The organism is Mycolicibacterium novocastrense (assembly GCF_001499835.1).
GTDB lineage: Bacteria > Actinomycetota > Actinomycetes > Mycobacteriales > Mycobacteriaceae > Mycobacterium > Mycobacterium novocastrense.
This window is the reverse complement of record NZ_LQIH01000006.1, coordinates 17,825-40,870: the sequence shown is the minus strand read 5'-3', so window position 1 is coordinate 40,870 and position 23,046 is coordinate 17,825. Positions and strand designations below refer to the sequence as shown.

The window sequence follows — 23,046 nt, the reverse complement described above, 5'->3', positions numbered from 1 at the left end:
CATTCCCGGCGGCGCATCGACCTGTGCCAGGGCGGCTTGTCGTACCCTCGCGCTAGCCTTTCGTACATGCGTTCGAATCCAATCTCCGAAGTGCTCACCGCGCTGGAGTCGCTGTACCGAGAGCTCGCGGCCCTCCGGCTCGACGGTCTGACACGTACCGAGCTGTACGCGCTGATCGACCAGCTCGACAAGCTCGACAACCAAGCGGCGGCACTCGAACAACGGCTGTTCGGCCGGCTGCTCCTCGATCGGGGCGCGACGCCTCGGGACGTGGCTCGGCGTTTGCGAATCTCCCCCGGAGAGGCGCAGCGCCGGCTCGGTCAGGCCGCGTCGTAGCGATGAGCTGGGTCTACCGATCGTGGGAGGGCGCGAAGGCCCTCGACGCGTTGCCCATCGACGCCGCCGCTACTCCGCCTTGGGCTTGAGCGTCCATGCGGGGATCCAGTGCGTGACGGGTTTGCGGCGCGCGCCGTAGGCGATCTCGTAGGTGACCCACCCCCACCAGCAGCCCTGCTCGCACAACCCCCAGCACGTCAGTCGCCCTTCGACCACCGCATGCATCTGCAGACCGGCCGGGTTGTAGCCGCCGACGGCGTGCGGCTCGCGGGGAAAGACCGCGGCCAGGTCGACGAGCACGGCGATCGGCGGATCGACCCGCCGGAAGGCTTGCTGAACGGGTTGCCCGTTGTACCCGATGCCCTTCAGCTCACCCATTGTTCGATCATACGTTCGAAGCGCCGCCGCTGAATGCGGGTTGTCCGCGACCGCCGACACCACCGCTCACACGCGTCCGCGGCGGGCCAATTCGGACACCCGAACCTGGGCGATCGGCGGACCCTCGGCACGATTCCTGCCATCCGGCAATCAATTTCTGCCATCGGAATTAAAACCTTTGACCACGCGGTTTCCAAGATCAGCTGCAGCTACGAACCGCGACACATGCCACGGCTCGGATACGAAACGAACAACCGAAGAAGGCTCCGAAATGAAGAAGTTTGGTATCGCTACCGTCGCCGCTAGCGCCTTTGCCGCCGCCCTGATCGGACTGGCCTCGCCCGTCGCGGCCGCACCGTCCGGACCCGGAAACGCGCAGCAGACCATCAGCGAGCTGGAATCGCAGGGCTACCACGTGATCGTGAACCGCATCGGCAACGCCCCGCTGGACAAGGCGTCGGTGGTGGCGGTGCGCCCCGGTCAGACCTACACCCAGACCGACAGCCTGGGCGTCGGCGGTGACCGCAACACCCGGGTGATCAACAAGACGATCTACCTGGACGTCAAGTAGCCACCCCGCGAGACGGGCCCCCGGATGCACCCCCTGGCATCCGGGGGCCGTCCATTTCAGCGAACAAGTGTTTCGGATTGCCGAAGCGCGGCTAACTCACTTTCGTGGCTTTCGACCTCACGCCCACCGAGGCGCAGCACGACCTGGCGCGACGGACCCACGAATTCGCCGAGCAGTGCGTCCGTCCCGTAGCGCTCGACTACGACCAGCGCCAGGAGTTCCCCTGGCCCGTTCTCGAGGAAGCCGCCGCCCGCGGCTTCTACAGTCCTCTGTTCTATCGCGACCTCATCGGCGACCCGACCGGCCTCTCCCTGCCGATGTTCATGGAGGAGCTGTTCTGGGGGTGCGCGGGCATCGGCCTGGCCGTCGTGATGCCCGCCCTCGCGCTGTCGGCGATCGGCCAGGCCGCCTCGCCCGAACAGATGCTGCAGTGGGCGCCCGAATGCTTCGGCACGCCAGGTGATCTCAAGCTGGCGGCGCTGGCGATCTCGGAGCCCGAGGGCGGCAGCGACGTCCGCAACCTGCGCACCACGGCCCGCCGCGACGGCGACGACTGGATCATCGACGGCCACAAGATGTGGATCGGCAACGGCGGCATCGCCAACGTCCACGTCGTCAACGCCGTCGTCGACCAGGAACTCGGACACAAGGGTCAGGCGCTGTTCATCGTCCCCGGCGGCACCCCGGGACTGGAAATGGTGCGCAAGCTCGACAAGCTCGGCTGCCGTGCCTCACACACCGCGGAGTTGAAGTTCAACAGCGTGCGCATCCCCGGCGAGAACCTGCTCGGCGGTCAGGAGAAACTCGACTACAAGCTGGGCAAAGCCCGCGAAGCCGTCGAAGGTGCCAAGCACTCCGGCTCGGCGACGCTCGGCACCTTCGAGCAGACGCGGCCCATGGTCGCCGCCCAGGCCCTCGGAATCGCCCGGGCCGCACTGGAATACGCGACGGAGTACGCCAACCGACGGGAGGCGTTCGGCGCCCCCATCATCGACAACCAAGGCATCGCGTTCCCGCTCGCCGAACTCGCGACCACGCTCGACGGTGCCCGCCTGCTCACCTGGCGGGCGTCATGGATGGCCGCCAGCGGTGTCCCGTTCGAACGCGGCGAGGGCTCGATGTCCAAGCTTGCCGCCAGCGAGGTGGCGGTCCGCGCCACCGAACGTGCCATCCAGACGATGGGTGGCTGGGGTTACATCAAGGATCATCCCGTCGAGAAGTGGTATCGGGATGCCAAGCTGTACACCATTTTCGAGGGCACCAGCGAGATTCAGCGGGTCGTCATCGCCAATGCGCTCGGCGCCGCCGACGGGAAGCCACCGCTGCACTTCGACCTCGAACCCACCGGCGGGCCGATCAACAAGATGTTCGGCCGCGGAACTCCGCTGCGGGGTCGGGCCGCCGATGCCGCGCTTTCGGCCAAGGATCGGGTGCCCGCGCCGATAATGCGGTTGGCGATGAACGTGTTGCGCCCGCCGCGCAAGTAACCGATACGAGGTGCCCGATGGCTGTGCGGATGGCCGACCTGTTGCGCGGAAGCCTCGACGCCCTTCGATACGAACCGACCGCCAAGCGCATCCGCGTGGCCCTCGCCGGTGAACCCGTCGCCGACACCTGCCGCGCCGTCCTCGTGTGGGAGCCGAAGCGCATCCTGCCGACATACGCGGTCCCGCTTTCCGCGCTCACCGGGCAGCTGGTGCCTGCGGGCGCCGAGTCCGGCGACGACGACGCGGATCGTCCCGGCGTCGACCGCGCGGTGCTCGATCCGACGGTGCCGTTCGGCACCCATTCGTGTCCCGGCGCCGAGTTCGACGTCATCGCCGGCGAGGACACGGCACCCGCAGCGGCCTTCCGACCCGAGGATCCCGACCTCGCCGGCTATGCGGTGCTGGACTTCGGCGCGTTCGAGTGGCACGAGGAGGACGAGCCGATCGTCAGCCATCCGCACGACCCGTACCACCGCATCGACATCCTGACGAGCAGCCGCCACGTCCGCATCGAATCGCACGGCCAGCTGCTCGCGGAGTCCAAGCGCCCGCTGCTGCTGTTCGAGACGCATCTGCCGGTGCGGTACTACCTGCCGCGCGAGGACGTCGTCGCCGACCTCGTCGACAGCGACACCATCTCCTACTGCGCGTACAAGGGCCGGGCGTCGTACTTCTCGGTTCCCGACGGGCCGCCCGACGTCGCGTGGACGTACCGCGATCCGCTGCCCGACGGCGAACGCGTCCGCGACCGCATCTGCTTTTTCGACGAGCGCGTCGACGTCACCGTCGATGGTGTGCGCCGGGAACGCCCTGCAACCCAGTGGAGTTGAGCGCCGAGCGATTCACGGGAAGCGGGTGTAACAGGCGTCGGCGTCTGGCTTCGTCAGACCCGACCGGAAGGCCATGATGCGGGTGAAGCCGGCCATGACGGTGTTGCCGTTGACATCGCTTGCCGCCAATCCGTTGTTCAACAGCCCGGCGACCGCCTCGTCGAGGTCGCCCGCGGTCAACATGATGGTGGCGCCCGACGGCAGCTCGACCTCGGAGATCATCCCGTGCTGCGCCACCCCGGTCAGGCAGGCGGTCCTCAAGGCGGACGCAGCCGAGTCAAGGTCGGCCTGTCGCTGGTGTTGCAACGCGAGCGCATAGCGAGAGGTGAGCACCGAGATCGCGGTGTTGTCACCCTGGACGAGCACGCCCTCCGCGGTATCTGCTTGAGTGCCCAATGCCTGCAACTTCGGCAGATACACCGAAATGGTGTTGGTCGCAGGGCAATACGACACCGGCTCGGTCACCTTGGCATCTGCACACGACTGCGCCGGCTGCATCGACAACGTGGGCGGCTGCGCGGGGGTGAACTGCAGGTTGAGGGCCTCGATCACCGTCTTGATCAGCTCCTCGTCGAGCGGAGCCTCACCGGTCTGCAGCGCGCCGCTGTCATCGACATCGAGAACGATCGGCAGGCCGGCTCTACTTTGTTCGATCGAGTCCAAATCGATTGCCGCGCAGGCTGAGAGGCCATCGACGAACCCCGTTTGGAATGCGCTGACACGATCCAGCGCGGTGCCGTGTCCGCCTTCGATCATCTCGACGTCCTCGGGGGTCAGGATCGGGTCGCGGATGGTGATGACGCCGGCGAGCACCCTGTTCAGCCCGTCGCCCGTGTTCATCTCGAAGCGTGGCGACGATCCCTCGGCGACCCAGCGGGTGTAGCTGCCGGCGAAGCAGTCGGCTTGCTGTTCGCGAACAATGGTGGGGACGGTGCGGTCGACCAGGCCTGCCATGTTCTGCACTGCGTGGCCGTACTCGTGCGCGATCAGCGCCGCAACCGACATGTCGCCGAAGAACTTCTGTCCGGTGGGCACCAAAACGCCTCGGTCCCAAGCGATCAGGTCGCTGCGGGGGCAGAAGAACGCGTTGGGTGACTCGTAGAGGATCTGACCGCACAACACCGGGCCGAACGGGTCCTCGGAGTCGTAAGAGGCGAGGTTCTCGACCGGTTCGAACGTCCCGTCCAGCGCCTCGCTGTAGTGCTTCTCCCAGTACTCGACGAGATCGTTGACCGCCAACAGCGCCATCCGGTCCACGGGTCCGTCATCGCTGTAGCGGACCTCACCGGTGGGCTCACCCGCGTCGGGTCGCAGGCCGCTCGGGCCGTCGGCGACGGTCAGTCCGCCCACGGTGTTGGGGTTGTACAGGCTGGACACCGCCTGCCCCTTCACCTCCGAGCAGCCGGAGAGCACCACGGCGCTGACCGCGGCCAATACCGCAGCCGGCAACCACCCACGGCGACCGCGCCGCGCTTCACCGGTAACCCTCATGGCCTCCCTTTCGGCCTGCAGCCTTGTCGATCTGATGCTAACGGCGCTGGAAGGGGCCTCCCGACACCAATTTGCGCGGTCGGCGCCCCGTCACCGCTCTGCGGGCCGCTCGAGCATGTCGACGAACCGCTGCAGGGTCGCCGCGACCGGATCAGGCACCGTGATTTCGGACTCTGCATTGGTGACGTCGGATGCCGATACGCCGGCGGCATTGGCGGCTTCCTGCACCGTCAGCTGGCGATGGTGGCGGGCCATGTAGAGCCGCTGGCCGAGTGTCGCCGTCGGGGCGGCCGCGGCGCGCCGCACGAGATCGGTGTACGCCTGCCGAACCTCACCCAGCGTGATCGCCAGCTCGGGCCGGCCGGTGGCGGTCCGCGCGGCGTTGGTCAGCGATGTCTCCAGGCGGCGCAGTTCGGCCAGCAGCGCGGCCGCTTCACCGGCGAAACGCGGGTCGTCGCCCATGGGCAGCAGCGCGGCGCGCGCATAGATTCCGCGCAGCGCGATGTCGGCCGCGTCGATGGCGATCGCCACCTGAACGGTCGGCGTGATCGCCTCGGTGGTGTCTTCCTCGGGAACCGGCTCCCCCGCCCTGATCCGCGCGAGTGTTCCCGGCGCCCAATGCAAGTACTCCTCGATCTTGGCGCGAGTGCGTTCGCGTGGCCAATGCCTGCCGCGCTCGAATTTGACCAGCACGCTTTGGCTGATGACGTGGTCGTCGGTGAGTTTGCGCTGGGACAGCCCCAGTTCCTCACGCCGCGCTGCCACGGCGGCCCCTGCGCGCGCGATGTCGGGATCGGGTTGATCGCCGGGATCGCCGGGATCGCCGGCTGGGTCGTCAGTGGAGTGCTCGGTGGCGTCCGCGTCGTCGCGTTCCTGCTCGTCGGTGGGCGGGCCCTCGAACGTCTCGGTCCCGGCGGCTGGCGTGCGCGGCCGAGGGCTCACCCGAACCAAGATGCCTTCGGGGTTGCCCAGATATGCGCTGACCTCGCGGTCGAGGACGACGGAATCGACACGCTGTCCTCCGACATAGGTGCCGTTTCTGCTACCGCAGTCGACGAGGTTCCAGTGGTCGCCTGCGGGTTCGATCCGGACATGCGTGCGGGAGATCCCCGGCTCGCTGACGCGGATCTGCGCGGGTAATTCGCGCCCGATCGTGACCACTCCATCACCGGGGTGTGCGGTGTAGTCGCTGCCGGCGACCGTGATCACCAGGGAGGGTAGATCCCCGGTTGTCGCGCCGAGGACCGTTGGCCTTCCCTCATCCATGAAGCCTCCTCGCACAGCCCGTTGGGGGTGGTCAGCGAAGGGACGCCAATGCGATCGTTTGACGCCTCGACGCTATGGTTTCGCCGCGAATCCAGCAACGATGTGTGCCCATCGTATCCCGCTGTTCACGCTGCTGAAGCCGCCAATCTTCGCAGTGGGCACGCGAGCCGGAGAAATTTGTGCACTGGCGGTGCGATGGTTCATGCGATGATTTTTGGGTTGGCCCAGCCCGTGTGGACCGACCGACGTAGTGGGCGCAGAACACCGAATGGTGAGGGGCGGATATGAACGCGAACGACCCGGACAGCGGGCCTCGCGGTGAGGAGACGACGGACTGGCCGATCGGTCAGAACCCGCCGGCACAGACGCCGCCGGAGGAGGAGGCCACCCGGCCCACCCCGGCGAGGCCACGCGGCTTCCACGAGGAAACCACCTTGGACGCAGCGCAATTCCTCCGCTCACAGCAGCAGCGACCCCCGTCGTCCGCTCCTCCGAGCGGTCCTCCGCCGGTTTCGTCGGGCCCGGCCGGGCCTACGCCTTGGGCGACGCCACCCCACCAGCCCGGACCGGGCGGGTACGCTGCGCCCTACCAGCAGCCGGCGCCCGGACCCACCGCATTTCAGCGCCCGCCGGCCATCAATCCCGTAGTGAAACCCACACTGGCGGAACGGGTTTCGAAGCATCGCTGGTGGGTCATCGGCGGTGCCGCAGCCCTCGTCGTCGTTCTGGTCATCGTGCTCGTCGCGGTCAGCGGCGGGAACGACAGCTCCTCCGACGACGGGCCCCCGACCAGTCCGGCGCAGGTGCCCGCTGGTCCCACCACCACCGTGCCTGCCACCCCGACCGCCGCGCCGTCGCAGCCCCCGGCTGCCCCGCCACCACCGCCACCCGGGCCGGTCCTCGCCGTGGAAGCGCTGCCCGGACTGCTGCTGCCCCCCGAGCAGGTCAGCCAGCGGATGAACGCCCCCGGCATGGCAGCCGGGCCGGTCGTACACCGACTGCTGCCCGGCGCGGCCACGCCTGAACGCTGCACCGGCGCATGGGGTCCCGCCTACGAGGTCACCTACCGCGGATCGGGTTTCACCGGCGTGGCCGTGCAGGGGATAAACGCCGACCCGACGCACAAGGTGGTGCAGGCCGTCGTCTCGTTCCCCGATACGACCTCGGCCAAGGAGTTCTACATCGCACAAGGTGTTGCGTGGAATGTCTGCAAATCCGAACACATCAGATACGAGTACGGCGGTGTCACCGAGGCCGACATCGGCGTCCCGGCGTTCACCGGCGACATCCTGTCGGTGATGATCATTCCCACGACCTCGAAGACCGCCGGTCAGCAGTGTGAGCGCGATATGACCGTGCGGGGCAACGTGGTCGTCGATGTCCGTGCGTGCTCGCCGACCGTCGGCAGCGCGGGGCTCTCGATCGCAAGAGCGATCGCAGACAAGATCGCCCCGGCGCCATAGCCCGACCGATGATCTGAAGGGAACGCAGCAATGGGATCCATCCACGCCGGTGTGGCCGTGTGCGCGGTTGTGGTGTTGGCCGGGTGCTCGGCTACCGTCGACGGGGATGCCGGCCGGGCCGAAAGCCCCGTGCCGACAACGCAATCGGCGCCGGCGACCCCGTCGACGACTACCGCCACGCCGACACCGACGCTGGTGCCGGCGGCAGCGGGAGGCGACTTGCTGCTCAAACGCAGCGAACTCGGCGCCATCATCGGCGACACCGATCTCGTCGAAACGCAGGCCTACACCGAGGCGCAGCGGTCGAACGTGGACATCGAGCCGTGGCCGTGCCGATCGCGCGCGTTGGCCGGCGAGACCGGGGTCTGGGCGAAGAAGCCGACCGTGGTGGGCAATGCCAATCGCGGTACGCAGGGGCAGGCCGTCACACAGATGGTTGCCGTCTTCGAAAACCCCGCCGACATCACGGGTCAAGGTGAGGCGATGTGGATCATCGAACACGAATGGCGCAACTGCCCCGACGGCGACATCTTCTTCATCGAGCTCGGCCCCGACAACGTCCAGCGTTGGGTGCCCTATCCGGTCACCACCGGGCCCGACCGCATCGGCACGACCTTCCAGCGCGACGGGCTGCCACGCAACTGTCACCACGTGGTCGCACACCGGGCCAACGTGCTTGTCGATGTCGTCGTCTGCACCGACGGTGACAGCACGGCCCCGGCCAACACGCTCACCGATCGCATACTGGCCAAAGTGCCGTCGTAGCCTCGTTACCGCATACCGCAGCGGTAGGTCGCAGTGAGGCGATCGAGCGCGTCGTACGGCACATGTGCCGCTAATGTACGGCTTATGAGGTTCTTCCCGCACCGACCGACAGCGGGCCCATCCAGTGTCACCTTCAGCGCGCCACTGACGCATGGGTGGCCACGCGTGGGCTTCGGCGCGAGCCTGGTGACTGCGCTGCTGACCGCCACAGCGTGCACCTCCGTGGTGGACGGAACGGCGCAGCGGCCACCGGGGGAATCATCGCGGCCCTCGGTCGACGTGGCTCTGCTCGACACCGGCAATTACGCCACGCAACCCGTCCCTCCCATGGGTGTCGCAGGCAGTCCGGCAAAGGGCGGGCTGATCGAGGCCGGGCGGATGGCCGAACACGTCGTCGGGCCGTGGGAGGTCAACCCCGAACTCTCGCACTTTGTCATGCCGACCAGCATCGTGAAAGACGTTGCGGCGCTCAAGATGCTGCTGCCCGAAAAGGTCGCGGCGGCCGCGGCCAAGCACAACTTCGTCACGGGTTTCAGCTCGGCCCGGCGCACCGAGCCCGATCGCGCAAGCCTCGTCAACGCCGTGTTGCGGTTCCCCGATCCCCAGGCAGCCGCAGCCGCGGCCGCCGAGTTCGGCGACATCACATTGCAGCCCGACCTCATGGACTACGTGCCCCAAGCCCGACCCGTCTCCGTGCGTGAGCACCCCGAGACTCGCGCCTCCACGTACGACCTGCCTCAATTGGGTTCACCCATCATGGAAACCAACGTCAACGCCTACACGGCGCACGGGCCGTTCGTGCTCGTTCAGTCGGCGGAATCCCCTGACGGGGTGGACCCGACCGCCGACATGGTCGCCAAGACGCTGGATCAGCAGATCGCAGCGATCGACGCGTTCACACCTACCGCAGTATCGGAGCTCGCCAATCTCCCGGTGGATGCGAGCGGAGTCTTGGCGCGCACGGTTCCAGAAATCAAGGAGAACCCGCCTCCCGGTGTGAACCAGACCTACGGTCCGCACGCCGCTCCGCACTTCCAGACGTTCCCGCAGACTTCGGCGGAGTTGTTCGCCGACACGGGAATGGATGTGTGGTCCAGGGGTAGAGCCGCGGTGTACCGCGTCCGCGACGAGCAATCGGCTGCCAACATGCTCGAGCAGTTCGCGACCGAGTTGACAAACGCGAAAGGCCAGGCGGTCGCATCCGTCCCGAACATGCCCGATTCGCGCTGCATACGGCGCGAGGCGCAGCTCAGCACCTATGTCACGTGCTTCGCCGTCGCCGACCGGTATGTCATCGAAGCGGCCTCACCGCAGCCGACCGATGCTCATCAGCTGACCGCCGCGCAATACGTCATGCTGACGGCCCCGTGAGCAGGCCGGCTCCAGCGACCGGTCCACGGTCGGAGAATACGCTGAACCGAACATAGCGAGGGAACATACAGATGGCGCTCGGCGTGGGCTCGGTAGTGGCCGGTTACCGTATCGAGGCGGTTCTCGGCAGGGGCGGTATGGGCACGGTATATCGCGCCGCCCACCCCACCCTGCCACGCTCGGACGCTCTCAAGGTGTTGTCGTCAGACCTGTCCTTGGACAAGCGCTTTCGCGACCGGTTCCTTCGCGAAGCCGAGTTGGCCGCAACACTGGATCATCCCCACATCGTGTCGGTCTACAACCGTGGCGAAACCCCCGATGGACACCTGTGGATCGCCATGCAGTACGTCGATGGCAGCGATGCGCACCGCGAGCTGAAGGCCGGACGCATGACGCCGGCGCGCGCGCTGCGCATCACCGCAGCGGTGGCCGACGCGCTCGACTATGCCCACCAGCGCGGCTTACTCCACCGTGACGTCAAGCCCGCGAACTTTCTGCTGGCGGCCAACGATCAACGAATCTTCCTGGCAGACTTCGGAATAGCCAAGCGTAGCGATGAGGCGGCGGGGCTGACGCAGACCGGTATGGTGATGGCCTCGATCGCCTACGCCGCACCTGAAACCCTCACCGGCGAACGCGCCGACCACCGCGCCGACATTTACGCCCTGGGCTGCAGCCTGTACACGATGCTCACCGGTCAAACCCCGTTCGCCCGCCCGGGCGCCGACGTCGGGGCGACGGTGGCCGGCCACCTGTCGGCGCCGCCTCCGAAGGTCACCGACCGGATACCCCACGCGCCGCCGGCGATCGACGCGGTCATCGCCAAAGCGATGGCCAAGGATCCGAACCACCGCTTCCAGAACGCCGGCGACCTCGCAGCGGCCGCCGCCGCGGCCCTCGACGACACAACCGTTCAATTGAGGACCACACCGGCCCCCACGCGACCGCCGGCCGAGTGGGGGCCACCGGTCCCCACCGGTGGTCAGCCGATCGGCCCACCGCCGGGGTACCCGACGCCCGGTGGGCCGCCGCGCGCTTCGGATGCGATCACCTATCCGAGCGGTTGGGCGCCACCACAGCACCCACCACCGATACACCCCGCGCAGCGCGGACGTGGAGGCGGCCGACTCAGTCGCCGCCGAAAAGGGGCTTTCATCGCCGCCGCCGTCGCGGTGCTCGTTGTCGCCGCAAGTGTCACCGGTGTGGTGCTGTGGGATCGCGGGCCGGACGAACCGGCCTACCAGGCACAGACATTCACCCACCAGTACGGCGCTACCGAACTCACCGCCCGCCCGCAACGGGTGGCAGCGGTGAGCCCTGGTGACGGCGATGCCGTGCTGTCCCTGGGTGTGCAACCCGTGGTGATCGGCTCTTCGACCAATGCGCTGCCGAGCTGGGAGAAGTCGGCACTGACCGGTGATCCGACCGTGCTGACCGGATTCACCAACACCGCCGCGGTCGCCGACGCGGCGCCCGACGCCATCATTGCCACCGGCCCCATCGACCAGGCCACCTACGACAAACTCGCCGCCATTGCGCCAACGGTGACCAGGCCGAAAGACCAAGCGGCCGAACAATGGACGTGGCAGAACCGGCTGGTCTGGATCGGTGAGATCCTCGGCTACGAGGCGAAGGCCAGGGAACTCATCAACGACATCCGTTCGCAGCAGGACGATCTGAAGAATCAGAACCCATCGTGGATCGGCAAATCCGTCGCAGCAGTGATCAACGCGGATACGGGGGTGTCGCAGATGCTGACCCCGTCCACAGCCGCCGACTACCTCGAGGCGCTCGGACTGCGCTACAGCCAGGAGCTCGTCCGCGCCGGAACCGACACCGGCGACACGCGGCCCATGCCCGACCCCACCGGTGTCTACCGCATCGAAACCGACGTACTCGTGGTCATCCGCACCGACAACCGGGCCGGCGGAGGCGGGTTCGAGGGCTTACCCAGGCCTTTCCTCGGCTATCAGGGAAAGATGGTCGTGGTGGATGAAGCCGACACCATCGCCGCGCTCACCGGCGCCGGGGGTTACCTCGCAAGCCGGTATCTCGACGCCAACTTCGCACCGGCATTGGCCCGCGAAGTGCAATGATCTCGCGCTTCTAGAAGCGCAGATTGCGCAGCAGGTCGTACACGCCCGCGATCCACAGCAGCATCGGGATCACGGCCGCGATCGCCGCACCGTCGAGCAGTTCGAGAATGCGTTTGGTGACCGGCGAGATCCGGTGCACGCCCGCGGTGGCCCCGACGACGATCAGCGCGATGATCCCCGCGAGCGCGTAGACGGCCAGCACCAGCCACGACTTGTCCGGATACCAGAGGCACAACCGAACCATCACACCGGTCGGAATGGCCACGACAGCCGTCAACAACGCCCAGGCACACCATCTTTCGGCATAGAGCCGAGACCGGAAGCCACAGATCACCGCGGTCAGTCCCGCGACGATCATACTGTGCACGAAGAAGTGGCCTTGTGTCACAACGGTGATCGCGCCGACCGACAGCACCAGCGCTCCCGCCGCGATGAACCCGATGAGCAGCCGCCTGGCCAACTGGCTGCGCTCGTGCAGGCGCGCAGCGGAATCGGGAACCGACGCGATGATGGCCTGCCAGGTCGGCGACTCCTCCTCGCTCCCGGACGCCGCGACCGGGTCGAGCAGTTCGTCGTTGGAAACGGTCTCACCCGGTGCGGGTATCGGTGGCAGCGCAATGCGGGCAACCGCGACAGTCAGTTTGGCCGCGTTGGTGACCACGATCAAACCGAACGCGAGCGCTCCAGCAGGCACCCAGTGCTGCCAGCCGTAGCCGAACGCGATCGCCGCCCCCGTCGCCGCGATCGACGTCACCGCCAGAAACGACGCCAACTCCGCGCGTCGGCGCGGCCCACCCCGGGTGGCCAGCGTCAGCAACAACACCACCGCGGCGGCGCCCGCGATCTGCGGCGCACCCAGTCCGGCGGCGCCGCGCGGTAACGGCACCGCCAGGGCCACCGCCCCCGCAAGGGTAGGTAGCGCCGCAATCAGCAGGCTCTCCGCGAGGTCGACGTTGCGGTAGCGGTTGGTCGCCAGCGCACTGCCGCCGAGCAGACCCAACCCCAGCACACCGAGCGCGACCGCCCACCACCAGTCGTGTCCGGCCCGCGACCACGCCAGCAACACCATCACGGTCATGACGATCGACACGACCGGAATCGCCACCCCGACAAAGCGGTTCAACGCGGACCGGTCGAACTCCGGCGACTCGTCCAGCACGGCGATCGCGTCGATGACGTCCTCGACGAGCGGCCGATAGCGCTCGGTGCGGCTGACCGACACCAACGTCAACAACGACCCGTCGACAACACCTGCGTCGTCCAGGGACTCGTTGAACTTCAACGGTGGGGCGCCGGGCCTGGCGAACGCCCACACCCCCTGCGCCTTGAAGTCGAAGCCGCCGAGTACGTCCTTCGGGGTGTCCTCGAGAAGGTCGGCCAACACGGCCACCGTCTCGTCGATGTAGGTCTCGATGGGCGCCGCCGCGGGCAGCACCAGATCGGTCATGCGACGGCCGGTCAGGATCGTGACCCGTGTGGTAGACGGCCGCCCGGGCGTGACGCCCGACGCGGATGGTGCTGCGGCCGTGGAGGTCACCGCCGTTCGAGCCTGTCGAAGTCGTCGGACAGGGCGGCGGCCAACTCGATGGTGCGCCGACGGAATGCCTTGCCCAGCAAGTCCAGCTGAATCTCGGTTCCCGCCGCGATGTGCTTGTCGTACGGCAACACGACCACCCGCCCCGGTGGAACATGGCGCTCGAACTGTGCGACGAGGTCTTCGACGTCGATGTTCGGCTTACCCGGCACGGTGTGGTTGATCACCACGCACGACCGGCTCAGCAGATCCTGGTATCCGTTCTGCCGCAACCAGTCCATGGTCATCGCAGCCTGCCGCGCACCGTCGATGGAGGCACTCGCGACAATGACCAACCCCGAGACCGTCGACAGGACACCGCGGGCAGCGGGCTGAAACAGCCCCGCGCCGCAGTCGGCGAGGACGAGGTTGTAATAGCGCGACACGATGTTCGTCACGCCCTTCCAGTCCTCGTCGTTGAACTCGCGACGCGCTCCGCTGTACTCCTCGCTGGAGAGCACCTCGAGGTTCGCCGCGTTCATGCTGGTGTAAGCGCGGATGTCGTTGTAGCGCGCCAGATCCTTGTCGGAGAGAAGATCCGCCACGGTGGCCGCGGACTGGCGTCCGGCACGGTCGGCGAGGTTGCCGCCGTCGGGATCGGCGTCGACGGCCAGGATCCGGTCCCCTCGCACCTTGCTCATCGCCGAACCGAGGGCGACGGTCACGGCGGTCTTGCCGACGCCACCCTTGAGCCCGAAGACGCCGATTTGGTAGGAGTCCCTGGCATTCCGCCGTATTCGGCTGTGTAGCTCCATCTCGTAGAGCTCATCCGGCGACAGGCCGAGATTGATGCGCGTCAGCAGGTAGAGCAGGTGCCGCCAGCCCCGCTGCGACGGCATCTTCACCGCCGACTTCACCCCCACATGGGAGAGGGCGTCGATCGCGCGGTGGTTGCCGATGGTGGCAGCCGATGTCTGAGCCGGCGCTACGAAGGCTCCGCTCGTCTCGGGCTGGGGCTCTGCGAAATGCTGGCTGGGTGCAGGGGCGGTCGCGGGCCGCGGCATCTGTGGCGGCGCCGAGCGCGCCTGCTCGAACCGCGCGCCCGCCGGTGCACCGCTCATCGGCACCCTCATCATCGAATTCGGTTGTGGCGGCGGCGTTGCCGACCGTGCGGCCGGCATCTGCGTGGTGATCTCGTTCGGCTGCGGCGGCGGCGCCTGACCCACTTTGGTCTGTGTGACGGGCATCGTGGGCCCCGTCATCTCGACGGGAGCCTGGCCGATGGGCGGCGGTGTCGCTGCGGGTGCCGGTGCCGAGGGCGTCGATCCGGTGGCGTCGTCGCGATCCACTACGTCGTCGTCGGCTGTCTGGACAGCGTCTCCCGCGGAGTGGAAAAGCCGGTCATAGTCTGCCGACATGGGTACCTCTCTTCAGTCAGTGATTCAACGCACGAGGTGGGCAAGACCCCCCGAAGGACGAGCTTGCCCACCCGCGTGCAGCGTCAAGCTCCGAACGAGCTCTCGATGAGCCTGTCCGCCTGGAACATGGTTCCCCCGGTGCCGCCGGCCTCCTGGATGGTGGCGGCGAGATTCTTCAGTGCGGCGTTGAGCTCCGCCGATGCGGTGTCCCAACGCATTTGGACGGCCTGGTAGGCCTCGGAGCTGGCGCCGCCCCAGACGGCCGCCAGTGCGGTGAGGGACCCCTTGCCCTCTGTGAGCAGACCTTCGGTCTGGGCGACGGCGGCGCTCAACTCCGATGACGAACCGTCGATCGCGGCGTAGTTGTAAACCTTCTCAGTCATGTCATGTACTCCGTTCGTGTCAGTGGGTCAGAACTGCATTGCCGTCGACAGCGTGGACGCCCCGTCGTCGTCGGTCGCGGCATACTGAACGCCGGCGGTGTGGATGTTGGCCGAGATGTCGGTCAGCGTCTGGACCTGACGATCGGCCGCCTCCTGGAAACGCAACAGGGCGTGCTGGGCTGCCGTACCGGCGTCACCCTGCATCTGGACATGCAGGGAGCCGGCCGTCGCCTCCACGTAGCGGATCACGGCCTGCAGTTCCCCACTGATCCGTTCGAAGTTCGCTGCCTCCTTGGCGAGGACAGCAACGTCGGTATTCATTGCCATGCTGGATACTCTTTCTCTCTTCCTCTGTCCTCACCATCGATGGCGAGTCTTTCCGGTCGGGTGACCGGGAAGTCTTGGTGGACGATCACCAGTCGTCGTCCTCGTCTTCGCCGAGGTCCTGGGGTAGGACCCGCGGCGCCGTCAACCCGTTCCTGCTGCCACCGCTGCTTGCCCGCTGGCCCATGTGCCCCATCGGTCCGGTACCGCCACCGCCTGCGCCGACCGGTGCGAGACCCGCGCCGTTTCCGCCTGCCGCGCCGCCCGCGCCGCCGGACGCCGTGGTCGGCTGGCCGATGAGTTCGGCCATCAACGGGGTGCGGGCCATCGTCCCGCCGGCACCGGGCAGCGACGCGGCACGCACGAGGCCGGCGCCGGAGGTCGCACCGGAACCGCCCGCGAGCGGATGATTCGACAGCGGGCTGGCCCCGACCAGACCCACCTGCGTCTTCTCGCTGCCCAGACTGCTGCCGAGCTGGGTGAACAGCGACGTGACCTGCTGCAACGGCTGGGTCATCTGCTGCACCGGCTGCATGACCATCTGCATGCCCTGCTGCGGCACCTGCGCCAGCGTCGAGCCCAGCTGCGACGCCATCTGCACGCCCATCTGCATGCCCTGCTGTGTCATCTGATTGGGGCTCGCCGCCCGCTGGGCGAGGTTCTCCGATTTCTGGACCTGCCCCTGGGCCTGCTGGGCCGACATGCCGATCTGCGCGGTCGCGCGTCCTCCCTGCAGCACCGCCGACTCCATCGAGGCCTGCACACCCACCTGGGCGATCACGGCGTTACGCATGGCGGTCATCGGCGCCGACGCCGCCGCGTGCCCGACCGCGACGGCCGCGCCTGCGGCGGCCACACCGGGAATGACGATCGGCTTCGGTGGCATGATCGGTTCGAAGAGCAGGTTCAGGGCGGTCTCGGCCTGGTAGACGTCCATCGCCCCGGCCGCCTGGTTCCACATCCTGACGAAGTAGTCGAACTCGTTGATGCCGATCGGGACCGTGTTGACGCCGAGGAAGTTGGTGGCTTCGAGGACCGCGTGGGTGATGTGGTTCTGCTCGATCTCGGCGAGCGGTGGCGTGGTGGCCATCGCGAGGCTGTAGGAGTTGGCCTGCGCGGTCGCCTGCAGCGCGCGCTTCTGGGCCTGGGCGGACACGGTCCGCAGCCACGCGACCATCGGCATCGTGGCGGCCACGACCCGCTCACTGGCCGCACCGCTCCATACCGAGGTCAGGGAAACCAGGCTCGCGGCCAGTTCGTCGGCCTGCGTCTCCAGCGAGATCGCCAACGCCTCCCACCCCGCGGCGGCCTGCAGCATCGGCGCCGCTCCGGCGCCGGCCATCAACCGGGCGGTGTTGAATTCTGGCGGCATGGCATGCCAGAACATCGTCTAGGTCTTCCCTGGTCCGTCGAATAAAGGGGTGGTTGCCGCGATCAGAACGTCGCGGCGTTGGCGCCGTCCGCGGCGGTGTAGATTCCGGCGCTCTCGATCACGGCCGCGCCCATTCGAGCCAACTCTTCCTGGGCGACCGTGTTCATTGCCAGCGTTTCCACGCCCTCGGCGGCGAACGCGACCGCCGCCTGCGCCGACACTTCGTCGGCACCGGCCGGTACCAGCGCGGTCACCGCGGCACCCGCCGTCGTTCCCGCGGCGAGGCCCCGGGTGCCGTTAGCCACCACCTGTGCCCCGACTCCCACGGCGCCGGGATTGTGCATCAACGGTTCCATTTGCAGATCTCCTCGTCGGTCATGAATTCAATGCGTATGAACTTGTGCACACTCGGACACCGCTGTCCGCCAGCCAGGAACCGGTCCCCCGACCTCTTTGCTATCGCATCGCCACTGAATTTGCTGGCGCGTCTCGAATCATCTTAAGGGCGGTCCGGGGGTGCTCTTTACACAACTTCTTCTGGGGGGTCCACATAAGCCGCCTGGATGACCTCCTTCCCATCCGGTGAGACCAGAAATCCCTGGCCGGGGGGACGGCGCTTGAGCCGGACCTCACTCGAGGGAAACTCCTGTTTCTCCCCCGACAAGAACAGCGTCGGAGATCCGGCGCCGTACGCGGCTCCGACGAACTTGTCCATGGTGGCGCGGTGCGCCTGACTCATCTGGCAGGTGACGATGATGTGCAGGCCGATATCGGCGGCCGCGGGCAACAGCGGGAACAACGGAGCCATCGGCGGCACCACACCGCTGGCGGCGACGATCATGTGCCAGTCGTCGACCAGCAGCACGACATCCGGCCCGCTCCACCAGGACCGGGCGCGCAACTGGGCCGTGGTGAGGTCCGCAGGCGGAAGGCGGCGCTGCAGGTTGATGGCGAACGCCTTGATCGCCTCTTCCAGGCTCGCGTTGTTGCGGTTGATGGCGCCCGCTGCCAGCAGATGCGACTGCGGCACCGCGTCGAGCAGACCGGACCGGTAGTCGGCCAGCATGAACCGAACTTGGTCCGGGCTGTTGCGAGCGCAAATCGCTTGTGCGACAGCATGTGCGATCCGGGTCTTACCCGACTTGGGGCCACCGAAGATCAACATGTGCGGAGTGGTGTGCATCTGGTTGTAGGCGACACCCATGTCGGATTCGCGCAGTCCCAGCGGGATCGTCCACCGGGTGCGGTAGTCGGCGTCCGGGCCGGGCGGGTTGGGATCCAGGTGGTGCAGGTAGATGCGCTCGGGCAGGACGCGCACCTTGGGCGCCTGGTCGGTGTGCCGCGCTGCGATCACCTGAACCGCGTCGGACATGGCGGTGACGAGGTTGTCGGCGCTGTGCACACCGTCGAGGCGGGGCACCCCGATCATCAAGTGGTGCTTCTCCATCGACACCGCACGGCCCGGTCGGTTGGCCGGTATCTCGCGGGTGATGCGGTCGATCTGGGTCTCATTGACATCGCCCAACCGGAACTCGATCTTCGTGCCCAGGTAGTCGCGCACGCGTGCTTTGAGCTCGGTCCAGCGCGGCGTGGAGATCACCGTGTGCACACCGAATTGCAGGCCCTGGCCGGCGAGATCCTGCACGACGGCCTCGAGGTCGCCGAACTCCGCGACGAACGCCGGCCACCCGTCGATGACCAGGAACACGTCGCCGAACGGATCGGCCGCCAACGGGTGGTTCGCATCGTCGCGCATCTCGCGATACGCCGCCATCGATCCGACGCGGTACTGTTTGAACATCGCTTCGCGTTGCCGCAGAACGCCTTTCATCTCGGCGACGACCCGGTTGACCCGGTCGGGCTCCGAGCGTGTCGCGACGCCGCCGACATGCGGCAGGTCCTCGAGGTAGAGCAGCCCGCCGCCGCCGAGGTCGACACAGTAGAACTGGACCTGCCGGGGCGTATGCGTCGCGGCCGCCGACAGGATCAGCGTCTGCAGGAAGGTGGACTTGCCGGTCTGTGGTGCACCGCCGACGGCGATGTTGCCGCCGGCCGACGAGGTGTCGATGCCCCACACCTCCTGGCGGTGCCGGCGCGGTTCGTCCATGATGCCCAGGCCGAAGCGCAGCGGCTGGCGCTGGTGGTCGTTGGCGATCAGTTCGTTGACCGGTGTCGGATCGGCCAACGGCGGCAACCACATCCGATAGGCGCGGGTTTCGCCGGTGGTGAGCTGGTCCAGCACCACCTCGCGGAGCACCCGCTGGTCCGGTTCGATGCTCATGACCTCACCGCCGTCTCCGGGATCGGCGCCGCGGTGAAAGGACGGATCCGCGGCCGGCTCGGCCGTCTGGCCTGCGGCCTGACTTCCCCGTCGTCCTGTCGCCCCGATGTGGGGACATAGTTGACGCCGGTGTAGACGCTGTGGAACTTGACCGGGTCCTCCATGCCGACGCGAAGGAAGCCCACGCCGCTCTCTTTGTTCGTGATGTACTGCGCCTCCGGTGTGCCGATCACGGCTTTCGATTCGGCGGAACTGGTCGTGCGCAACGCGATCCGGTACGTGAGGTTGGGTTCGAGCTTGTCGATGCGCACACCGCCGGTGTTCAGCGACTGCGTCGCCAACAGCAGGTGCACCCGCAGCGAGCGGCCCACCCGGCAGATCCGATCGAACAGTGCGATGAAGTCGGGATGGTTCTGCAGCAGCTCGGCGAACTCGTCGACGACGACGAAAAGGGTTGGCAGCGGCGGCAGGTCGGCGCCGCGTTCGCGATGCTTCTCGTACTCGGCGACGCCGGACAGCGCACCGGCCGCGCCGACCTGCATACCGGCCTGGCGCAGGATGGACTGCCTGCGGTCCAGTTCGCCGCTGAGCACCTCGCCCATGCGGCTGACCAGCTCGGCTTCCTCTTCCATGTTCGTCACGACGGCGGCGGTGTGCGGCAGCTTTTCCATACCAAGGAATGTCGAGCCGCCCTTGAAGTCGGTGAGCAGCAGGTTCACCTGGTCGGGGTGGTGGGTGGCGGCCAGCGAGAGGATCAGGGTGCGAAGGAACTCCGACTTCCCGGAACCCGTTGTGCCGATGAGCATCCCGTGCGGGCCGGCGCCGAACTCGGCGCCCTCCTTGATGTCGAGGTACATGATGTCGCCGGTCTTGAGTTCATGGCCGAATGGGATGCGCAACCGGTCGCGGTCGGTGTCGCTGAACATGCGCCACCGTGCCGGGGTCACCTCCTCGATCGACTGTGCCCCGACCAGTTGATGCCATTCGGTGGCGACCTTCTTGTGCACGCGGACGCTCTTGTCGATGATCGTGCCGGTGATCGACCAACCCGCCAGCTTGCGCGCGATGCGGGCGGCCTGGTCCGACGTCAAGTGGTCGACCCTCGAGGTGATCGGCCGGAAGGTCTGATTGGGCAGCCGATCGTCGGCGGTGCCGTCGGCCGCCACGCGGATGCGGTACGCCGATCCTCGGTGGTTGCCGAGCGTGATGACGGTGACGCCGGCCCGGCCGTCGACCGGGAAGCCGGCCTTGCCGCCCGTGAGGTCGAAGACGACGACATAGGGTCCGCTCGGCGCCGCATCGGCGGTGTGGGGGCCGCGTGCGGTCAGGTCGCTCAGGCCGTCGGGCCGGGTGAAGATCATGCGGGTGGGACCCGCGGCGTCCGTGTCGGTCTGATGCTGCAGATGCGGTAACCACTTGAGCCAGGACCAGTTCGGGTCTTCGGGATTGTCGATGAGCACCCGCATCTGCAGGAGGTCCGGCGGGTGGAACACCGCGAGATGACAGACCATGGCCGTGAGCAGACCCGCCGCGCCGTCGGGATCGCCGCCGATGGCGATGGTCGGAAACGTGCGCAGCTGCAGGAGTTTCGGGCAGTCATGGATGAGTCCGTGGGTGCGCAGGAACTTCGTCACCCACATGTGGCTCACGGGTTCCAGGTGCGGCTGCGGCGTGCCCTGCGGACCCGCCAGTTCTCCGCCGACCGCGGGCTTGAGCAGTCGGTCGACCGCAGGCTCCGTGCCCAGTCCGATTCGGGTCGCGGCGAAGAAGTCGGCGTTGGTCTGCCGGGACCACTGGCGGTTGCCACCGATGAGCGACAGCAGATCCTCTGGGTGCGGCGCGTGATAGTTGAAGAACGTCACCTGAGCGGCCGCCGACGAGGTGACCCGCGTGCGGAGCCCGGCCAGGTAGCGGAGATATTCCTTACGGTCGGCATTGATTTCGGGAACGCGTTTGCCGCCGGGGCCGCCCCCTGCCATGAACCCGACGGTCGCCATGATCATCATCAACGGCATCATCAGCATGTACGGCGAGAGTTGCCGGATGCCGGTGAAGATCATGATCGCGATCATGCCGAGCATGCCGCCGCCCATCACCCACGGCAGCGCCTTCTGGATGCCCGATGGCGGGATCTCGACGCCCAGGTCTTCGGGCGGTGCGACGTTGATCTCACCCGGTGTCAGCCGCGGTCCGCGCTTGATGATCGGGGTGAACTTTTTGGTGGTCATCCGCCGCCTCCGGACGGGGCCGCGGCCGGTTGCGCAGTTGAGTCGCCACCGATCTTTCGCGGGTTGGGGTTCGGGGGCAGGGTGTCGTGTTCGATCAGTGCCGCTTCTTGCGACAGCACCGGACCGTCCACCAGACGTCCCACCACCTGCCACGGCGCGGTGGTCGGACCGGTCAGCCCGAGCGTCTTGCCGGTGTCCTCGTTGGGCAGCCCGTACCGCACACCTTGGGGGTCGATGTAGTAGAGGCTCTCGCCGTACCGCGGATCGGGCGACTGCAACTGGATGTACTGACCGCCATCGATGTAAACCGTTGCATCACCGCCGATCTGCTTGATCCCGGTGCCCATCGCCGATGGTGGGATGGGCAGTCGCCGCCCCGCGATCACCGTCGTCTTCGGCGCCTGATCACCGGGCTCGCGCTGCCACGCCCAGCACAACGTCGGGGCGTCCTCACGCAGCAGGATCTCCAAGGGTCTGTCGGGTAGTGGTGAGGCGAAGACGTGTTCGGGGATCCGCGCGACCACACTGGCCTCCACCGACGGCGGTGTGACGAGCCCGAACGAATTCGTCGCGCGCAGCGCAGCGGCGGTGGTGTCGTTGATCTGCGCGACACCGTCGGGCAGCACCACGAAATGCTGTTCACCGTCCTCGGTCAACGCCTTGAACACCGCGCCCACCACGAGGTTGGGCGGCAGCCCGACCGAATTGGGGGCCCCGAAGGACGGGATGTCGGGGAGACGCCACGGACCCGCGTTGGGAAGCGCGTTGAACAGGCCCCTCGAGATCGGCGTCGCCCTCGCCGTCACCGGGATGCCGACCGCCGAGGTGAGCGCGCGATCAGCGAGATCGATGTCGTGTCTGCCGCTTTCGGTCACCAGCCAGGTGTCGTTCTCGTAGGAGACCAACATGCCCTGGTCGGGGCGTATCGGGGCGACCGAGGCATCGGCGACCAGGGGCCGCACGATGATCGACGACTCCAGGTTCGGCGCCACGCTCTGCGGCTTGGTGACGGTGTCGCACAGTGTCCACATCGAGTTCGCGGCGCCGACCGGCGTTGCGTAGGGCGCGCCGGGGATCCCGATCGACTGCCCCTTCGGCATGCGGTTCAACTCGTCGGATTTCACCGCCACCGGGGTTCCGGCGTTGCCGAGGACGAGTCGCGCCGACGTCAGGTTGTACACCGGCCGCAACTGACCGCTACCCGGGAGCATCACGTAGAGCTGGTTGGTGCTGCGATCGACGAGAAGCGTGTCGTTCCCTTGCTTCCCGAGCGGTTTGAAGTACGCCAGCAGGGCGGCGCCCAGGCAGATGAGCACCGCGATGACCACGCCCGCGGACACGGCGCGGCTGTAGAACTGCAACGGGTCGTCGAACATCCGGGTGTCCCGGCGCACGATCGCGTGCTCGACGCGGCGCAGCAGGAAGCGCCAACCGCTGACCTGCACCTTGGTGGTGAGCCGGAATCCCGCCATG

The 23,046-nt window shown here is 67.4% G+C and carries 20 protein-coding genes; 8 read left to right on the top strand and 12 right to left on the bottom strand.

What is annotated here, in order from left to right; translation table 11 throughout:
* The first annotated feature begins 66 nt into the window (after positions 1–66).
* A complete protein-coding gene (locus tag AU072_RS06465; protein WP_064413011.1) occupies positions 67–336 on the top strand; it encodes a hypothetical protein in 270 nt (89 codons plus the stop codon).
* A 69-nt stretch (positions 337–405) separates the two neighbouring features.
* Here AU072_RS06465 and AU072_RS06460 read toward each other — a convergent pair whose 3' ends face one another.
* Positions 406–714, bottom strand: coding sequence for a hypothetical protein (locus tag AU072_RS06460; protein WP_064413010.1), 309 nt, complete (start codon positions 712–714; stop codon positions 406–408).
* Between the two features lie 271 nt (positions 715–985).
* On the opposite strand from AU072_RS06460, the gene AU072_RS06455 reads away from it, so the two are divergent.
* From AU072_RS06455 to AU072_RS06445, 3 genes are all read left to right on the top strand, one after another.
* The gene (locus AU072_RS06455; RefSeq protein ID WP_064413009.1) at positions 986–1,285 is read left to right on the top strand and encodes a hypothetical protein; all 300 of its coding nucleotides are present in this window, start codon (positions 986–988) and stop codon (positions 1,283–1,285) included.
* 104 nt (positions 1,286–1,389) lie between these two features.
* Positions 1,390–2,772, top strand: a complete 1,383-nt coding sequence (locus AU072_RS06450; RefSeq protein WP_064413008.1) for an acyl-CoA dehydrogenase family protein — start codon at positions 1,390–1,392, stop codon at positions 2,770–2,772.
* 17 nt (positions 2,773–2,789) lie between these two features.
* Complete coding sequence (locus AU072_RS06445; RefSeq protein WP_064413007.1) at positions 2,790–3,602, top strand: DUF427 domain-containing protein; 813 nt, start codon at positions 2,790–2,792, stop codon at positions 3,600–3,602.
* A 12-nt stretch (positions 3,603–3,614) separates the two neighbouring features.
* Here the strand turns inward: AU072_RS06445 and AU072_RS06440 are convergent, their stop codons facing one another.
* Positions 3,615–5,093, bottom strand: coding sequence for a neutral zinc metallopeptidase (locus AU072_RS06440; protein ID WP_064413006.1), 1,479 nt, complete (start codon positions 5,091–5,093; stop codon positions 3,615–3,617).
* Positions 5,094–5,183: 90 nt separating this feature from the next.
* On the bottom strand, positions 5,184–6,359 hold the full coding sequence (locus AU072_RS06435) for an FHA domain-containing protein (RefSeq protein WP_082681024.1): 1,176 nt from the start codon (positions 6,357–6,359) through the stop codon (positions 5,184–5,186).
* 647 nt (positions 6,360–7,006) lie between these two features.
* Here AU072_RS06435 and AU072_RS06430 point away from each other — a divergent pair.
* The 4 genes from AU072_RS06430 (at position 7,007) to AU072_RS06415 (ending at position 12,054) form a co-directional block, all read left to right on the top strand.
* Positions 7,007–7,822, top strand: a complete 816-nt coding sequence (locus AU072_RS06430; protein WP_064413004.1) for a sensor domain-containing protein — start codon at positions 7,007–7,009, stop codon at positions 7,820–7,822.
* A 30-nt stretch (positions 7,823–7,852) separates the two neighbouring features.
* Positions 7,853–8,587: a sensor domain-containing protein gene (locus tag AU072_RS06425; protein ID WP_064413003.1), complete on the top strand. Its 735-nt coding sequence runs from the start codon at positions 7,853–7,855 to the stop codon at positions 8,585–8,587.
* Between the two features lie 165 nt (positions 8,588–8,752).
* The gene (locus tag AU072_RS06420) at positions 8,753–9,958 is read left to right on the top strand and encodes a DUF7373 family lipoprotein (RefSeq protein WP_064413002.1); all 1,206 of its coding nucleotides are present in this window, start codon (positions 8,753–8,755) and stop codon (positions 9,956–9,958) included.
* A gap of 71 nt (positions 9,959–10,029) precedes the next feature.
* Positions 10,030–12,054: a serine/threonine-protein kinase gene (locus AU072_RS06415; RefSeq protein WP_064413001.1), complete on the top strand. Its 2,025-nt coding sequence runs from the start codon at positions 10,030–10,032 to the stop codon at positions 12,052–12,054.
* A gap of 10 nt (positions 12,055–12,064) precedes the next feature.
* Here the strand turns inward: AU072_RS06415 and eccD are convergent, their stop codons facing one another.
* The 9 genes from eccD to eccB form a co-directional block, all read right to left on the bottom strand.
* A complete protein-coding gene (gene eccD / locus AU072_RS06410) occupies positions 12,065–13,591 on the bottom strand; it encodes a type VII secretion integral membrane protein EccD (protein ID WP_064413000.1) in 1,527 nt (508 codons plus the stop codon).
* Entirely contained in the window at positions 13,588–14,985 is a 1,398-nt protein-coding gene (locus tag AU072_RS06405) for a MinD/ParA family ATP-binding protein (protein ID WP_064412999.1), read from the bottom strand. Before AU072_RS06405 ends, eccD begins: the two co-directional genes overlap by 4 nt.
* Before the next feature lie 83 nt (positions 14,986–15,068).
* The gene (locus tag AU072_RS06400; RefSeq protein ID WP_064412998.1) at positions 15,069–15,368 is read right to left on the bottom strand and encodes a WXG100 family type VII secretion target; all 300 of its coding nucleotides are present in this window, start codon (positions 15,366–15,368) and stop codon (positions 15,069–15,071) included.
* A 27-nt stretch (positions 15,369–15,395) separates the two neighbouring features.
* Positions 15,396–15,695, bottom strand: a complete 300-nt coding sequence (locus AU072_RS06395; RefSeq protein ID WP_064412997.1) for a WXG100 family type VII secretion target — start codon at positions 15,693–15,695, stop codon at positions 15,396–15,398.
* Positions 15,696–15,780: 85 nt separating this feature from the next.
* Entirely contained in the window at positions 15,781–17,079 is a 1,299-nt protein-coding gene (locus AU072_RS06390) for a PPE family protein (RefSeq protein WP_064412996.1), read from the bottom strand.
* A 47-nt stretch (positions 17,080–17,126) separates the two neighbouring features.
* Positions 17,127–17,420 carry a PE family protein gene (locus tag AU072_RS06385; RefSeq protein WP_064412995.1) on the bottom strand — a complete coding sequence of 98 codons (294 nt, stop codon included), beginning with the start codon at positions 17,418–17,420 and terminating at the stop codon, positions 17,127–17,129.
* Positions 17,421–17,587: 167 nt separating this feature from the next.
* Positions 17,588–19,345 (bottom strand): type VII secretion protein EccCb, encoded by a 1,758-nt coding sequence (eccCb, locus tag AU072_RS06380; RefSeq protein ID WP_064412994.1) that lies wholly within the window; start codon positions 19,343–19,345, stop codon positions 17,588–17,590.
* Positions 19,342–21,573, bottom strand: coding sequence for a type VII secretion protein EccCa (gene eccCa, locus AU072_RS06375; protein ID WP_064412993.1), 2,232 nt, complete (start codon positions 21,571–21,573; stop codon positions 19,342–19,344). Before eccCa ends, eccCb begins: the two co-directional genes overlap by 4 nt.
* Positions 21,570–23,045 (bottom strand): type VII secretion protein EccB, encoded by a 1,476-nt coding sequence (eccB, locus tag AU072_RS06370; protein WP_064412992.1) that lies wholly within the window; start codon positions 23,043–23,045, stop codon positions 21,570–21,572. The genes eccCa and eccB overlap by 4 nt, the downstream gene beginning before the upstream one ends.
* Position 23,046 lies beyond the last annotated feature (1 nt).

Excerpts from the sequence above, each read along its gene's own strand:
- AU072_RS06465 (WP_064413011.1), top strand. The coding sequence starts at position 67 with ATGCGTTCGAATCCAATCTCCGAAGTGCTCACCGCGCTGGAGTCGCTG.
- eccCb (WP_064412994.1), bottom strand. The coding sequence starts at position 19,345 with ATGAGCATCGAACCGGACCAGCGGGTGCTCCGCGAGGTGGTGCTGGAC.
- AU072_RS06415 (WP_064413001.1), top strand. The coding sequence starts at position 10,030 with ATGGCGCTCGGCGTGGGCTCGGTAGTGGCCGGTTACCGTATCGAGGCG.
- AU072_RS06440 (WP_064413006.1), bottom strand. The coding sequence starts at position 5,093 with ATGAGGGTTACCGGTGAAGCGCGGCGCGGTCGCCGTGGGTGGTTGCCG.
- eccB (WP_064412992.1), bottom strand. The coding sequence starts at position 23,045 with ATGGCGGGATTCCGGCTCACCACCAAGGTGCAGGTCAGCGGTTGGCGC.
- eccCa (WP_064412993.1), bottom strand. The coding sequence starts at position 21,573 with ATGACCACCAAAAAGTTCACCCCGATCATCAAGCGCGGACCGCGGCTG.
- AU072_RS06435 (WP_082681024.1), bottom strand. The coding sequence starts at position 6,359 with ATGGATGAGGGAAGGCCAACGGTCCTCGGCGCGACAACCGGGGATCTA.
- AU072_RS06445 (WP_064413007.1), top strand. The coding sequence starts at position 2,790 with ATGGCTGTGCGGATGGCCGACCTGTTGCGCGGAAGCCTCGACGCCCTT.
- AU072_RS06400 (WP_064412998.1), bottom strand. The coding sequence starts at position 15,368 with ATGACTGAGAAGGTTTACAACTACGCCGCGATCGACGGTTCGTCATCG.
- AU072_RS06460 (WP_064413010.1), bottom strand. The coding sequence starts at position 714 with ATGGGTGAGCTGAAGGGCATCGGGTACAACGGGCAACCCGTTCAGCAA.
- AU072_RS06455 (WP_064413009.1), top strand. The coding sequence starts at position 986 with ATGAAGAAGTTTGGTATCGCTACCGTCGCCGCTAGCGCCTTTGCCGCC.
- AU072_RS06425 (WP_064413003.1), top strand. The coding sequence starts at position 7,853 with ATGGGATCCATCCACGCCGGTGTGGCCGTGTGCGCGGTTGTGGTGTTG.
- AU072_RS06385 (WP_064412995.1), bottom strand. The coding sequence starts at position 17,420 with ATGGAACCGTTGATGCACAATCCCGGCGCCGTGGGAGTCGGGGCACAG.
- AU072_RS06395 (WP_064412997.1), bottom strand. The coding sequence starts at position 15,695 with ATGGCAATGAATACCGACGTTGCTGTCCTCGCCAAGGAGGCAGCGAAC.
- AU072_RS06390 (WP_064412996.1), bottom strand. The coding sequence starts at position 17,079 with ATGTTCTGGCATGCCATGCCGCCAGAATTCAACACCGCCCGGTTGATG.
- AU072_RS06405 (WP_064412999.1), bottom strand. The coding sequence starts at position 14,985 with ATGTCGGCAGACTATGACCGGCTTTTCCACTCCGCGGGAGACGCTGTC.